At 62.9% G+C, this 14,219-nt stretch carries 12 protein-coding genes and 3 tRNA genes; 3 read left to right on the top strand and 12 right to left on the bottom strand.

The features are described from left to right. Positions 1–22 precede the first annotated feature (22 nt). Together AB2B41_RS03485 and hemA are read right to left on the bottom strand one after the other, a co-directional pair. Positions 23–1,300: a helix-turn-helix domain-containing protein gene (locus AB2B41_RS03485; RefSeq protein ID WP_367876353.1), complete on the bottom strand. Its 1,278-nt coding sequence runs from the start codon at positions 1,298–1,300 to the stop codon at positions 23–25. A 119-nt stretch (positions 1,301–1,419) separates the two neighbouring features. Next, on the bottom strand, positions 1,420–2,643 hold the full coding sequence (gene hemA, locus AB2B41_RS03480; RefSeq protein ID WP_367876352.1) for a 5-aminolevulinate synthase: 1,224 nt from the start codon (positions 2,641–2,643) through the stop codon (positions 1,420–1,422). Positions 2,644–2,885: 242 nt separating this feature from the next. Between hemA and AB2B41_RS03475 the strand changes: the two genes are divergently transcribed. Continuing rightward, positions 2,886–4,256 (top strand): M20/M25/M40 family metallo-hydrolase, encoded by a 1,371-nt coding sequence (locus AB2B41_RS03475; RefSeq protein WP_367876351.1) that lies wholly within the window; start codon positions 2,886–2,888, stop codon positions 4,254–4,256. A 75-nt stretch (positions 4,257–4,331) separates the two neighbouring features. Here AB2B41_RS03475 and AB2B41_RS03470 read toward each other — a convergent pair whose 3' ends face one another. Then, entirely contained in the window at positions 4,332–4,682 is a 351-nt protein-coding gene (locus AB2B41_RS03470) for a hypothetical protein (protein ID WP_367876350.1), read from the bottom strand. Positions 4,683–4,756: 74 nt separating this feature from the next. Continuing rightward, positions 4,757–5,713: a DMT family transporter gene (locus AB2B41_RS03465; protein WP_367876349.1), complete on the bottom strand. Its 957-nt coding sequence runs from the start codon at positions 5,711–5,713 to the stop codon at positions 4,757–4,759. A gap of 64 nt (positions 5,714–5,777) precedes the next feature. Here AB2B41_RS03465 and AB2B41_RS03460 point away from each other — a divergent pair, with 64 nt between their 5' ends. Beyond that, entirely contained in the window at positions 5,778–6,662 is an 885-nt protein-coding gene (locus AB2B41_RS03460) for an alpha/beta fold hydrolase (protein WP_367876348.1), read from the top strand. A gap of 170 nt (positions 6,663–6,832) precedes the next feature. Here the strand turns inward: AB2B41_RS03460 and AB2B41_RS03455 are convergent. The 8 genes from AB2B41_RS03455 to lon form a co-directional block, all read right to left on the bottom strand. Next, a tRNA-Asp gene (locus AB2B41_RS03455) sits at positions 6,833–6,909 on the bottom strand. Positions 6,910–7,014: 105 nt separating this feature from the next. Next, a complete protein-coding gene (locus AB2B41_RS03450; RefSeq protein ID WP_367876347.1) occupies positions 7,015–7,953 on the bottom strand; it encodes a pirin family protein in 939 nt (312 codons plus the stop codon). Between the two features lie 184 nt (positions 7,954–8,137). Next, positions 8,138–8,213: transfer RNA gene (locus AB2B41_RS03445), tRNA-Val, on the bottom strand. A 36-nt stretch (positions 8,214–8,249) separates the two neighbouring features. Beyond that, on the bottom strand, positions 8,250–8,822 hold the full coding sequence (locus tag AB2B41_RS03440; protein WP_367876346.1) for a histidine phosphatase family protein: 573 nt from the start codon (positions 8,820–8,822) through the stop codon (positions 8,250–8,252). Further along, positions 8,819–9,400 (bottom strand): histidine phosphatase family protein, encoded by a 582-nt coding sequence (locus AB2B41_RS03435; protein WP_367876345.1) that lies wholly within the window; start codon positions 9,398–9,400, stop codon positions 8,819–8,821. The genes AB2B41_RS03440 and AB2B41_RS03435 overlap by 4 nt, the downstream gene beginning before the upstream one ends. 272 nt (positions 9,401–9,672) lie before the next feature. Then, positions 9,673–9,747: transfer RNA gene (locus AB2B41_RS03430), tRNA-Val, on the bottom strand. A 74-nt stretch (positions 9,748–9,821) separates the two neighbouring features. Further along, a complete protein-coding gene (locus tag AB2B41_RS03425; protein ID WP_367876344.1) occupies positions 9,822–10,265 on the bottom strand; it encodes an HU family DNA-binding protein in 444 nt (147 codons plus the stop codon). A gap of 274 nt (positions 10,266–10,539) precedes the next feature. Beyond that, positions 10,540–12,951 carry an endopeptidase La gene (gene lon, locus AB2B41_RS03420; RefSeq protein WP_367876343.1) on the bottom strand — a complete coding sequence of 804 codons (2,412 nt, stop codon included), beginning with the start codon at positions 12,949–12,951 and terminating at the stop codon, positions 10,540–10,542. Positions 12,952–13,288: 337 nt separating this feature from the next. Here lon and AB2B41_RS03415 point away from each other — a divergent pair, with 337 nt between their 5' ends. Next, positions 13,289–14,176: a hypothetical protein gene (locus tag AB2B41_RS03415; protein WP_367876342.1), complete on the top strand. Its 888-nt coding sequence runs from the start codon at positions 13,289–13,291 to the stop codon at positions 14,174–14,176. The last annotated feature ends 43 nt before the right edge of the window (positions 14,177–14,219 follow it).

Genomic DNA, 14,219 nt, shown 5'->3' with positions numbered 1-14,219 from the left:
CACCGGGTTCGCGCAATGGTGCCTAGTTCGTCTGACAGGGGATCGCGGCAAGGGCCGCCGGGTCAATGTCGGTGCTGGCGAGATCGGCAAACATCCGGCTCAGCGACTGATCGGCTGTCGGATCGACCGGATCGTAAAGCTCGGCCAGCGCCTGTTCGTTCAGCGGCAGGTTCGAGGTGATCGCCCCCCGCTCGCCCACCGGGCCGAAACAACCGTCCGCCATGGCGAAATAGAGCGCACCGGACTCGCCTGTGCGCAGGGTCGCCGGTTCCTCGGTGACCGGCACCTCGAAGACCTCGCCCTTGTTCATTACCTTCTCGAAGATCACCGTCCCGTCCGCAGCACGCACCCGCACCCATGAGGGATAGGCGGCAACCATGCGCAGCGGCGCTGCGGGGCCCTCCACGACCTGCGGCACACCCGGCAGCCCCCCGAGCGCCTGCGCGACAGCGGCGTCCGTGTCGGCACCGACGCTGGCGGTCTGGATGTTCAACGCAGGCGACACCGGATCGGGCGTCGCGAAATTGCCCAGCGAGCGTGGGTCAATCGTCGCAATCGGCGCATCGCGCGCCACCAGCACCGGCACATCTAGCGCCTGCGGGCGGTATAGCCTGTCCAGCGCCTCGGCCCGCGGGGCCTCCATCATCCGTGTCGCGGAAATATCGCTGCTGTCCTCCGAGGTGACACCCAGCGCCCCGTCAAGCGGATCGAGATCGGACAGGACAACCGGCGTCTGATCGACCGGCGCGACCTGCACCTTCTGCACCTCCTGCAGCACGGTCCAGCCGCCGAAACCGATGGCCCCGATTAGGCCGACCAGCACCAGCATGGAGCCGATCGCGCTTGGCTCGATCCGGCTGAGCAGGCTTTCACCGGCGGGCGTAAAGGGAAGGTTCGGACGCGTGAACAGGTCCGCCTCGGCGGGTCGCTTGCGGCGCTCCTCGAAATTCGGCTTCTTGATGACCGACGCCTCGGCGGACATGCCGTGGGCGACCTGGAAACCGCTTTCCTTGCAGAAGGTCGAAAAGGCCTCGTCGGGGTTCATGCCCAGGTAGCGCGCATATGACCGCACGTAGCCCGCGATAAAGCCCGGTGTGTCGAAGGCGTCAGGATCGGAGTTCTCGATGGCGGCGATGTAGGATGCCTTGATCCGCAGCTCGCGCTGTACGTCCAGCAGGCTCTTGCCCATCGTGGCGCGTTCGCCGCGCATCACGTCCCCAAGTCGTAATTCGAAATCGTCGAACCCCTTGGGTTCCACGTACTCTTCTTCATCGACCTGTGAGGACCAGCGCCCGATCATCCCATCGCCCCGTCGTTGACCTACCTGCAACCAATTGCCGAACCAGCAGACGATTCGGATTTGGCCTTATGTTTCGGAGACCGTAGCACAGTGCAACGCGAAATACGAACCTAACGTGGCTACCCAGCTGCCTCGGCGCGATTCAGCGCACAATGCGCCCAGAGACCGTCCATCGCCTTCACCAGCGCGTCGATCTCCTTGAAATCATGCACCGGCGAGGGGGTGAACCGCAGCCGCTCCGTACCGCGCGGTACGGTGGGGAAGTTGATCGGCTGGACATAGATGCCGTGATCTTCCAGCAGCATGTCCGAGAGCATCTTGGTATGCACCGGATTGCCCACGATCACCGGGACGATATGGCTTCCGTGGTCGATGATCGGAAGCCCCAGCCCCTTCAGCCGCAGCTTCAGAACCTTCGCCTGCTGCTGGTGCTTGTCGCGCAGCTCCTGCGCGGTCTTGAGGTACTTCACCGATGCCGCGGCACCCGCCGCTACCGCCGGCGGCAGCGAGGTGGTAAAGATGAAGCCCGGCGCATAAGACCGGATCGCATCACACATTTTTGCCGAAGCCGCGATATAGCCGCCCATCACGCCATAGGCCTTGGCAAGTGTCCCGTTTATGATGTCGAGACGGTGCATCAGCCCGTCACTCTCCGCCACACCGGCCCCGCGGGGCCCGTACATGCCCACGGCATGCACCTCGTCGATATAGGTCAGTGCGCCGAATTCGTCGGCCAGATCGCAGATCGCCTCGATGGGCCCGAAATCGCCGTCCATTGAATAGATCGATTCAAAGGCAATCACCTTCGGTGCCGCCGGATCGTCGGCTTCGAGCAATTCGCGCAGATGCGCCACGTCGTTGTGACGGAAAATCCGCTTGGCCCCGCCATTGCGGCGCACGCCCTCGATCATGGAAGCGTGGTTCAATTCATCTGAGTAGATGATGAGGCCTGGAAAAAGCTTGGGCAGCGTCGAAAGCGTCGCGTCATTAGCGATATAGGCCGAGGTGAACAGGAGCGCTGCTTCCTTGCCATGCAGATCGGCCAGCTCAGCCTCGAGCCGCTTGTGATAGACCGTCGTGCCCGAGATGTTGCGCGTCCCGCCGGAGCCCGCGCCGGTGGCGCGCAGCGCTTCTTCCATCGCCTCCAGAACAACCGGGTTCTGCCCCATGCCCAGATAGTCGTTGCCGCACCAGACGGTGATGTCCTTCTCGGTCCCGTCGGGCCTGGTCCAGACCGCGTGCGGGAACTGGCCCTTGCGCCGCTCGATGTCGATGAAGGTCCGGTAACGGCCTTCCTCGTGCAGGCGCGCAATCGCCTCGTCCAGTTTCGCGGTATAATCCATGCGCGTCTCCAATCCGGCAGTTTGGGCAGTCTATCGGGTGACCGCCGTGGCGAGCTTTTAGAACGAATATAGAAACATATCCCAAGCTTCAACGGCTTTAGGCCGCACGTCTTGTCGCAGCTTTGATCTGAATCAACGGCTTGCGGGAAACCCTGTTTCCGATGGGTTACACGCTGGCCACTGGACACCGCCCTCCCGCCTGATACGGTCGCGCCAAATTCCTCGAAAGACCGGAGAACGCCATGTCCCTCGACGCCGTCCTTGCCCGTATCGACCAAGACCTGCCCGCGGCCACCGACCGCCTGCTCGACCTGCTGCGCATTCCCTCGATCTCGACCGATCCCGCCTTCAAGGCCGACTGCGACCGCGCCGCCGACTGGCTTGTGAAAGACCTGCAGGACATGGGTATCGACGCCTCCAAGCGTCCCACGCCCGGCCACCCGATGGTGGTGGGCCACCTGGGCAACGGTGGCCCGCACCTGCTGTTCTACGGTCACTACGACGTGCAGCCCGTCGATCCGCTGAACCTCTGGGACAATGACCCCTTCGATCCGCAAATCGAGGACACGCCCAAGGGCAAGGTCATCCGCGGCCGCGGCTCGTCCGACGACAAGGGCCAGCTGATGACATTCGTCGAGGCCCTGCGCGCCTGGAAGGCCGTGAAGGGCGACTGGCCCTGCAAGATCACCTTCTTCCTCGAAGGCGAAGAGGAATCGGGCTCCCCTTCCCTCGTCCCTTTCATGAAAGAAAACGCCGATGAGCTGAAAACCGACATCGCACTCATCTGCGACACCGGGCTCTTCGAATCGCGCACCCCCGCCATCGTCACCATGCTGCGCGGCCTTCTGGGCGAGGAACTGACGATCACCGCCCCCTCCAAGGACCTGCACTCCGGCATGTACGGCGGCATCGCGATGAACCCGATCCGCGTCCTCTCCCGCATCGTCGCCTCGCTCCATGACGAGACCGGCCGCATCACCGTCCCCGGCTTTTACGACGGCGTGCCGGAACTCCCCGATGAACTCGAAGCCCAATGGCAGGGCCTCGCCTTCAACCACCAGGCGTTTCTCGAAGACGTCGGCCTTTCCGAGCCCGCAGGCGAACAGGACCGCACCCCGCTCGAAATGATCTGGTCGCGCCCCACCTGCGAGGTGAACGGCATCTGGGGCGGCTACACCGGCGACGGCTTCAAGACGGTGCTCCCGTCAAAGGCCCATGCCAAGATCAGCTTCCGCCTCGTCGGCGATCAGGATCCGTTGGCGATCCGCGAGAGCTTCCGCAAGATGGTCACCGACATGCTGCCCCCCGACTGCGAGGTCGAATTCTCCCCCCATGGGGCCAGCAAGGCCTCCGGTGCGGATACGTCGGACCCGATGTTCGAAAAGGCCCGGAAGGCCCTGTCGGACGAATGGCAAATCCCCGCCGCCTACATCGGCTGCGGCGGCTCGATCCCTATCGCCGGACATTTCCAGAAGATCCTCGGCACCGAGCCCATGCTGATCGGCTTCGGCAAGGACGACGACCAGCTCCATTCCCCGAACGAGAAGTACGACATGGAAAGCTTTCACAAGGGCATTCGGTCGTGGGCAAGGGTGCTCGATGCACTGACCTGAGAGCAAACGGAGGAGGCTTGAACGCCTCCTCTTCCCAGGCCGAGCAGTCTTGGGCCCAGCTCGCGGAAAGACCGCCTATCCGTCCTTGATACCTTGCGCTTTAAGCCGCTGGACAAGCCATACCAGCAGCACCAGACTCCCAAGAACGAAACCGAACAAAGGCAGACGTACCGCCCCAGTGTCCGGGTTGACGATACCGTGCTGAACAAGGAACAGCGCGTTCAGGGCAATGTAAGCCAATCCAGCACCCAGAGCGACGGTGGTCCGTCCGCGCGTGGCGGATGTGAACAGTATCGCGCCGATAGCGATCACGCTGTTGGAAGCAACCCGCAGCGGTTCAAACTGCCCGGTCGCGACATGCACCAGCACGTCAAGTCCCTGAAGCCCGAGCAGCAGGAAAAGCAAGATTGGAAAACGCGCGCTCAAAGCCTTCTGGTCCTTCCTCGCTCTCTACGGTCCATGCGATGACCTTAGGGCGATGTGGCTTCGGACTGAACCCTTCACGAAACCGCCCCGCGCCGCTCTTGCCCCTCTCGGAAGAACACGTACATCCCCGACCCGATCACAATGGCCGCACCGGCAAAGACCACCGGCTCAGGCCATTCGCCAAAGACCGTCCAGCCCCAGAACAGCGCAAAGATCAGAAGGATATACTCGAAAGGTGCGACCACCGACGCGCGGCTGAGACGGTAGGCCTGGCTCATCAGGTAGCCGACCACGCCGGACAGCACGCCCAGCCCGATGATGGCCGCGTAATCCTCCCGTGCCGGCCACACCCAGGGCCGCAGCAGAAAGCGCAGACTGTCGTTCGTCGTGTCGTCCACGAAACGCCCGTCGCCCACCGCAACGTACATAATGGCACTGATGATGATGAAAGCCAGCTGGATATGGATCGCCAGCGCCGAGGCGCGGCTGGTCGCCCCCAGCTTGCGCGTCAGCACCGACATCATCGCATAGCCCGCCGCCGCCAGCACCGGCAAGACCGCCACCCAACCGTGGCTCCCCGATCCCCCGCTCAACTGCGGCAGCATCATCAGGAGCACACCGCCGAAGCCCACGCCGATTGCGGCAAACCGGCGCACGCCCACGTGTTCACCCAGCATCGGGACCGACAACAGCGTCACGAAAAGCGGGGCAACGAAGTAAAGCGCGTTCGCCGTCGCAAGCGGCATCGCGACGATTGCGGCGTAGATCGCGGAATTGGCAAAGACGATCAGCACACCACGCAGGATATGCAGCCGCCAACGCCCTGTGTTCAGCAGCCCCCAGCCGCCCTCGACGTGCAGGATGCCCACCGCAAAGAAGATACCGATGACGCTGCGCAGAAAGACCAGCTGGTGCAGCGGATAGGCCCCGGACATGCTCTTGATCAGCATGTCGTTGAGCGAGATGAGGAACATCCCGACGATCATGCAGGCGATGCCCCAACGGCCGGTGTTGACAGATGCGATGCTCATCCCTCCCCTTACACGGGGCCCGGCGTGATTGTCAGGCCGTAAATGCACGAAGGGGACACCGGAAATGACACTTCTTGCAGGCTTCAAAGCGGGGCTGGCCCCGGTCAACGGCCAGCGTATCGCCTATGCCAGGGGCGGGGACGGGCCGCCGGTGCTGCTCCTGCACGGCTTCCCCCAGACCCACGCCATGTGGCACGCCGTCGGGCCTGCTTTGGCGAAGGATTTCACTGTCGTGGCCGCCGACCTGCGCGGCTACGGGGCCAGCTCCAAACCTGCGGGGGCCGAAAACTACTCCTTCCGCCACATGGCAGCGGATCAGGTGGCGCTGATGCGGCACCTTGGCGTCGACCGTTTCCATCTCGTCGGTCACGACCGGGGCGCGCGGACGGCGCACCGCTTGGCGCTCGATCACCCGCAGGCGGTGGCGTCGCTCACGCTGAAGGACATCGTGCCCACACATCTGCTGCTCGATGACCTGACCCGGCAGGTGGCGCGGGCCTATTACCACTGGTTCTTCCTCGCCCAGCCAACACCTTTCCCCGAGCGGATGATCGGCCACGACCCGGATGCCTTCTACGAATCCTGCCTTCTCGGCTGGGGGGCCGCGCAGCTGTCGGATTTCGATCCCGACGCGCTCGCCGCCTACCGCCAAGCCTGGCGCGACCCCGAGACCATCCGCGCCATGTGCGACGACTACCGTGCGGCGCTCGACGTGGATTTCGACCTCGACGCCGCTGATCTGGACAAACGCGTCACCTGTCCCGCGTTGGTGATGTACGGGGCCGACGGGATCATGGGGCGCGTTTTCGACGTCCCGGCCACATGGTCGGATCGGCTGAAAAAGATGGAAAGTGTCTCCATGCCCGGAGGGCATTTCTTCGTGGATGAGTATCCGGAGAAGACCGCCGAGGCTTTGATGAGCTTTTTCAGCGCACAGGCTCCCCTTTAGCGGACAGGTCATCAGCAGCAGGGCATCGAATGAAACCCCTACTTGAGTGTGAATGTTCATCCAAAGCCATGATTTCGCTCCGAAACCCTGACATGTCCCGCGGGGACGGCGTGGAAAGCGCACATGAAAACGAAAAAGGCTCCCCGAAGGGAGCCTTTTCAGGACAGCGGTGGCGCGGTTGACGGGGCTCGAACCCGCGACCCCCGGCGTGACAGGCCGGTACTCTAACCAACTGAGCTACAACCGCCCGCTGCAGGCTTCGAAGCACGCTCCGAAGTGTCTGGTCCTAATATGGGGGGTATGCTGAGGCGTCAAGACGCAAACCTGACAATGAGCCAGAAAATTTTGCTCCTCACCGCGCAGGCGCCGGAATGAATTCCTGGTCATCCCCCGGCGGCAGCTTGAAGCGCCCGTGCGCCCAGTCGCCCGCGCGCCAGGCTTCCTTGGCCGCGTCAATCCGCTCCTTGCTGGAAGCCACGAAATTCCACCAGATATGGCGCGGCCCGTCCATGGTGGCACCGCCCAGCAGCATGATCCGCGCGCCTTCTTCTCCTGCCCTTGCCGAAATCCGGTCACCGGGCCGAAAGACCAGCATCTGCCCGGCCTCGAAATCCTGCCCCGCAACGGTGACCGAGCCCGAGACGACATAAAGCCCCCGGTCCTCGTGATCGTCCGGCATCGGGATCGACGCCCCGGCCTCCAGCAGCGCATCGGCATAGAAGGTCTCGGAGAACACTTTGACCGGTGCTTCCTCGCCGTAGGCGGTGCCAAGGATCAGGCGCACCTGCTTCCCCTCGCCCTCCAGCATCGGCAGCGTCTCCTTGGGCGCATGTTCAAATGCCGCCCCTTCGTCCTCGTATTTCTGCGGCAGCGCGACCCAGGTCTGCAGACCGAACAGACTATGCGGCTGCTTGACGTAATCCCCGTCCGCCCGTTCCGAATGGGTGATGCCATGGCCCGCGACCATCCAGTTCACCGCCCCCGGTTCGATCCACTGATCGGTGCCCAGACTGTCCCGGTGGTGGATCTTGCCCTTGTAGAGGTACGTGACCGTCGCCAGCCCGATATGCGGATGCGGCCGCACGTCGATCCCCTTGCCCGTCAGGAACTCCGCCGGGCCCATCTGGTCGAAAAAGATGAAAGGGCCGACCATCTGGCGCTTGGGCGCAGGCAGCGCACGGCGCACCTCGAAGCCGCCGAGGTCACGCGCGCGGGGCACGATCACGGTTTCGATGGCGTCGACGGCGTCACCGATCGGACAATCGGGATCGAGGGCGGGGTTCCAACTCATGTCGCGGCTCCTTTGCTGTGGATGCCCTCAACGTATGTCGTTCGCTCCCCGGTGCAACGAGGGGATATGTGCATGATTGCGCAGAGCAGGTGCATCATGGCTACTTTTGTGCGCATAACTGAAGCACGTTGGTCGGGCCAGCCGCTCAGAAGCGTCTCATCTATCTGGCCTGACAGGAAAGCTATGGTGGGTCGTGAGAGGCTCGAACTCCCGACATCTTCGGTGTAAACGAAGCGCTCTACCAACTGAGCTAACGACCCGCCGTGCGGTGTCTTAGCCCAAGCGTGCCCCCCGCTTCAACCCCCTATTGTCAGCCGCTCCTGACGGCCACCCGCAACGCGGAAAACCACCCCCTGCCCGCCGTCGATCCGGCGCAGCTCTGCCGTCGGACGGCCGGTCAGGATCAGGCGGATCATGCGGGATGTGATGCCGTGGGTGATCAGCACGGACGGTCCTTCGAGCCCGCGCAGGAACCGCTCGCAGCGGCTGCGCAACGCCGCAAAGCCTTCACCTCCCGGTGCCAGTTCATAAAGCGCAAAGCCGTCGCACGCGCCGGTGCGGGCGATCAGCGCGGCCCGATCCTCCCCCGCCCAGTCGCCCAGCCCGATCTCGCTCAGCGCCGGGTCGGTGGCAATCGGGTCGATGACGCCCTCCAGCGCGATCCGCGCCGTCTCCAGCGCACGGCCCTGCGGGCTGCTGATCGCGGCAAATCCCGCAAGCTCGTGCCTGCGCAGGATGTCGCGCTGCATCCGGGATTGCACGATCCCTTCGGGGGTCAGCGCGGAATCGAAGCGCCCCTGCAGACGGCCCGTCAGGTTCCACTCCGTCTCGCCATGGCGCAGGACATACACCGGAGGAAAGCTGTTCACTCTGGTGCCTCCAGCACCGTCTCCGTGCCGTTTTCCAGCAGGTAAACACAGCCCTGCCGGTTCGACAGCGCGCCCGCTTCGGGAATGGGGATACCGCGCACCTCGGCGCGCAGAACCTGCCCCAGAAGGCCGTGCGCCACCAGCACACTGGGCCCGTCCAGATCGCGCAGGAAACTGCGAATGCGCGCGTGAAAGGCAACAATCCCCTCACCCCCTTCGGCCGCTTCGTAGATGTCGAGCGGCGTAGCCCCGCTTGCGACAAGATCGGGCCGTTCGGCCAGAATGTCAGCGCGGGTGCGGCCCTGCCAGCCGCCGGCGTGGATTTCCATGAGGCGCGGATCGGTTCGATAGGCCCTGCCATGCAGCGCGATATCCGCCGTCTGCCGCGCGCGGCCCAGCGGGGAGGCGAAAAGCGCGGGGGTATCGGCCAGAACCGCGTGCATCAACCGCGCCTGACGCCGCGCGTCGGCGAGGCCCTGCGCGGTAAGCGGGGAATCAAGCTGACCCTGCAGGCGATATTCCCTGTTCCATTCGGTCTGGCCGTGGCGCAGGAACCAGATTTTCGGATAGTCAGACACCTTGCCGCCCTTCGTCCCGTTTCGGTCGGGATATCTCCAAAAGTCCGGATTATGAAGCGGCTGTCTTCAATCTTTGCAAGTGCGGCGTCTGCCCTGAGACGAAGCGGCACTCAGCCTTTCGGCCTCATGCATCAAAAGAGTGCTGCACCAAAAAAGAGAATGGTGAGTGATAAGAGATTTGAACGCCTGACCCAGATTGGCCGCGCAGCGGACGGGCGTCGGTCAGGCCATCAAGACGCGGAGCGCTCTGGCAACATGGAAACAGAGGAAAGTGGTGGGTGATAAGAGATTTGAACTCCTGACATCTTCGATGTGAACGAAGCGCTCTACCACTGAGCTAATCACCCGTTGGATGGGGAATTAGCGTCTTGCGCCAGACTGTGCAAGACCGGCGTCACATTCTTTAGCCAAAGAAACGCCGTTACGTGCCGCTTTCCGCTTTCTTCGGCCCGTCGGCAGCAGCGACCGGCTCGTTCTGGCGAATCTTGGTGACGATGATCCTGCCGTTCGACAATTTCTTTTCCTTGCGCACCTTCAGCTTGCCGAAAGGCTGCAGGTTCAGCTCGCGATTGTCGGCGATCGCCTCACCCAGCACGCTGAGCATCATCTCCACGACCGGCTTGACGTCTTTCTTCTTCTTGCCAGAGCGTGTGACGACCTCTTCCACCAATTCCTTCTTGCGCATCACCGGACCCATGATCACGGCCTGTGGGGCCTCAACGACGGTGGGCGCGGAAGCCGGTGTCTTTGCAGCCACGGCGGCCTTGGATGCGGGTGAAACGGTTGGTTTCGTGGAGGTTTTCGATGCCTTCGCGGTTTTCGTGGCCGCAGTTGACTTGCGCGCCTTCGTGGTCGTGGTGCTCACACTGTTCTCACTTGTTGTAGTTTCTTGCCTGTTTTCAGCGTAGCGGCAAATGGCCAAAATATCTAGCTTTGCTTGTTGGAAGGGCGAAATTTGCTACAAAATGTGGTGTTCTTGTTCGCCAACGCATGTTGCGCATAGGTACCGGCCCGGTCGTTCTGCGACGGTGAGACGTACATTTGGACGCCTGCTTTCGCGCAATCGAGCACGTCCCTGCAAACAGAAAGCGCCCCGCATGATGCGGGGCGCTCCTGTTTCTCAAACCGGTCGTCGCGGCTTAATGCGTGGTCGTCGCGTCCGTCCCGGCCGACTTTTCGGCCAGCGCCGCGGCGGCAGCTGCGTCCTCGGCCTCCTGATCCCACTCGATGGCCTCGGGTTTGCTGACCAGCGCGTGTTCCAGCACCTCGGAGACGTGATTGACCGGGATGATGGTCAGCCCCTCTTTCACGTTGTCCGGGATGTCCGGCAGGTCCTTCTCGTTCTCCTGCGGGATCAGCACCGTGGTGATGCCACCGCGCAATGCCGCCAGCAGCTTCTCCTTGAGCCCGCCGATGGGCATCGCATTACCCCGCAAGCTGACCTCGCCCGTCATGGCGATGTCCTTGCGGACGGGGATCTGCGTCAGCACCGACACGATGGATGTCACCATCGCCAGACCGGCAGACGGCCCGTCCTTGGGCGTCGCGCCATCGGGCACGTGCACGTGGATGTCCAGCGTGTCGAACTTCGGCGGCTTGATACCGATCTTGGGGCTGATGGACCGCACGTAAGAGCTTGCCGCGTCGATGGATTCCTTCATCACATCGCCCAGCTTACCCGTCGTCTTCATCCGGCCCTTGCCCGGCAGGCGCAGCGCTTCGATCTGCAACAACTCGCCACCGACCGAGGTATAGGCCAGCCCGGTCACGACACCGATCTGATCCTCCTTCTCGGCCAGGCCGTAGCGATGCTTGCGCACACCCAGGAAGTCATCGAGGTTGTCCTCGGTCACGGTGACGTGCTCGACCTCTTTCTTGACGATCTTGGTCAGCGATTTGCGCGCCACCTTGGCGATCTCGCGCTCAAGGTTCCGCACACCCGCCTCGCGCGTGTAGTAGCGGATCATGCCCAGAAGCGCGGAATCCTCGATCTCGAATTCCTTCTTCTTCAGGCCGTGGTTCTTGATCTGCTTGGGCACCAGGTGCTGCTTGGCGATCTCGAGCTTCTCGTCCTCGGTGTAGCCCGACAGCGGAATGATCTCCATCCGGTCCAGAAGCGGCCCGGGCATGTTGTAGCTGTTCGAGGTGGTCAGGAACATCACGTTCGACAGGTCGTATTCCACTTCGAGATAGTGGTCCACGAAGGTCGAGTTCTGTTCCGGATCCAGCACTTCCAGCATGGCCGACGCCGGGTCGCCACGGAAGTCCTGCCCCATCTTGTCGATCTCGTCGAGCAGGATGAGCGGGTTCGTGGTCTTGGCCTTCTTCAGCGCCTGGATGATCTTGCCGGGCATGGAGCCGATGTAGGTCCGGCGGTGGCCCCGAATTTCGCTCTCGTCGCGCACGCCACCCAGCGAGATGCGGATGAACTCGCGCCCCGTCGCCTTGGCCACGGATTTGCCGAGCGATGTCTTACCGACACCCGGCGGACCGACAAGGCACATGATCGGGCCCTTCAGCTTGGAGGACCGCTGCTGCACGGCAAGGTATTCGACGATGCGCTCCTTGACTTTTTCCAGACCGTAATGATCGTCGTCGAGGATCTGCTGGGCCTTGCCCAGGTCCTTCTTCACGCGGGATTTCTTGCCCCACGGGATCGACAGCATCCAGTCGAGATAGTTGCGCACGACGGTCGCCTCGGCGGACATCGGGCTCATGTTCTTGAGCTTCTTCAGCTCCGCCTCGGCCTTTTCCTTGGCTTCCTTGCTGAGCTTGGTCTCGGCGATCTTGGCTTCAAGCTCGGCAACCTCGTTCTTCCCGTCCTCGCCGTCGCCCAGCTCCTGCTGGATCGCCTTCATCTGTTCGTTGAGATAATACTCGCGCTGGGTCCGCTCCATCTGGGACTTCACGCGCGTCTTGATCTTCTTCTCGACCTGCAGGACAGACAACTCGCCCTGCATCAGGCCATAGACCTTCTCCAGCCGCTCGCTCACGCTGAGCGTCTCCAGCAGGTCCTGCTTCTGGTCGACCTCGATGCCAAGGTGACCGGCCACAAGGTCGGCAAGCCGCGCGGGCTCGGTGGTTTCGCTGACGGCTGTCAGCGCCTCGTCGGGGACGTTTTTCTTGACCTTTGCGTAACGCTCGAATTCATCCGCGACCGACCGCAGCAGCGCCTTGGTCGTGGCGGCATCGCCCGGCATCTCGGTCAGATACTCGGCGCGGGCCTCGAAGAAATTCTCGTTTTCCAGGTACTCGGTGATGCGCACCCGCGCCTGGCCTTCGACCAGAACCTTGACCGTGCCATCGGGCAGTTTCAGCAGCTGCAGCACGTTGGCCAGCACCCCGGCCTTGAAGATACCGTCGGTCGAGGGTTCGTCCTCACCGGGGTCGATCTGGCTGGACAGCAGTATCTGCTTGTCGTCCGCCATCACCTCTTCGAGGGCGCGGACAGACTTGGCGCGTCCGACGAACAGCGGCACGATCATGTGGGGGAAGACCACGATGTCGCGCAGCGGCAGGACCGGGTAGGACGCGTTCAGAGGTTCTAACATGCTCTTATCCTTGTATTAGCAAGACGTCTCCGGTCCCTCATGCGGCAACCAACGGCGTCTCCTGTTCAGGGGCTGATATGTGCACCATCCCCGCCTGTTTCAATCCCTTTTACGGGTTCGGGCGGCATCATCGCTTGACGCAGCGCGAGAGGCAACCGGACTCTTGCCGCGCTTTGAATGAAAATGTCCCTACCGCCGCGAAAACCGGCGCAGGGGCAGCAGTGAGGGCAGTCGTTTGGGGGTGCCGCGGCGGATTTGCTCAGAATCGGCGCGCCGGGACCATATTGGCGCCAGAATCCCCGCTCAGACAGGCCAGCGCACAACCCAGAGGATTGCGATGTTCAGACTGATCTACCGCCAGCGCCGCAGGCTTCTTTTCGGTACCTTTTTCGTGACCATGGCACTGATCCTCATGGCACTGGATTTCGGTGGTGCCGAGATCATCGGGCCCTATCCCACCTGGATCATGCTGACCGCGGTCGGGCTGACCTCGCTTCTGGTGGCGCTCGGGGTCTTGTTGACAGGCATCCTGATCATCCTGCTCATGCCCAACTGGCGCAGCATGATCGAGCTTTTTGCGCTGATCTTCTTCGTCAACGCGGTGCTCGGCATTCTGGCACCTTCGGTCTACGACATCCCCTATTTCGGTGGCTTCATGCCGCTGTTCCTGACAATCGCGATCTTCTCGCTGGTCTACGGCGAGGCGCTGGACCGCTTCCGCCTCTGGGTGGACTACGATGCCACGCGCAGCTTCGTCTCGCCGAAGGCACCCGAGGAGCTCTGGGCAGAGCTGGTCCCGTGCGAGGCCCCGGTCGAGGGCCATTGGGACAGCCTGCTCTATAGGCTCGAGCCCGACCCGGAGGATGCCGATACCCTTCAGGCGCAATATACCCACGGCGGCTCCTGCTACGAGCACCAGACCATGACGTTCCTCGAAAAAGAGGCGCCGCACATAGCCCGCTACCACCACGTGGGCGAAGTCGATCCGAAGAACCGCAGCCTGGTCGAGGGCATCTACGAGGTGCGGATCACACCGCGCGAGGGCGGCGGCAGCACGGTGACCTTCCTGACCCGCCGCAACCTGATGCTGCACCGGCAGGCGCTGGCGATGTGGTTCGACGACCATCTGGGCGACCAGGCCGATCACCTGCGCGCCCGTCACATGGGCCGCGCCGACTGGTCCCAGACCGGGCGCTACCGGCGCAAGGTCGGCCAGTTCGCCTGACCCGCTGGTTTTGGTGAGCCAGAAGCTTGGGATACGGGACGGC

Origin of the sequence: Sulfitobacter sediminis (assembly GCF_040811725.1) — a bacterium.
GTDB classification, from domain to species: Bacteria; Pseudomonadota; Alphaproteobacteria; order Rhodobacterales; family Rhodobacteraceae; genus Sulfitobacter; species Sulfitobacter sediminis.
The sequence above is the reverse complement of the archived record's forward strand: the minus strand, read 5'-3'. Positions and strand labels throughout refer to the sequence as shown.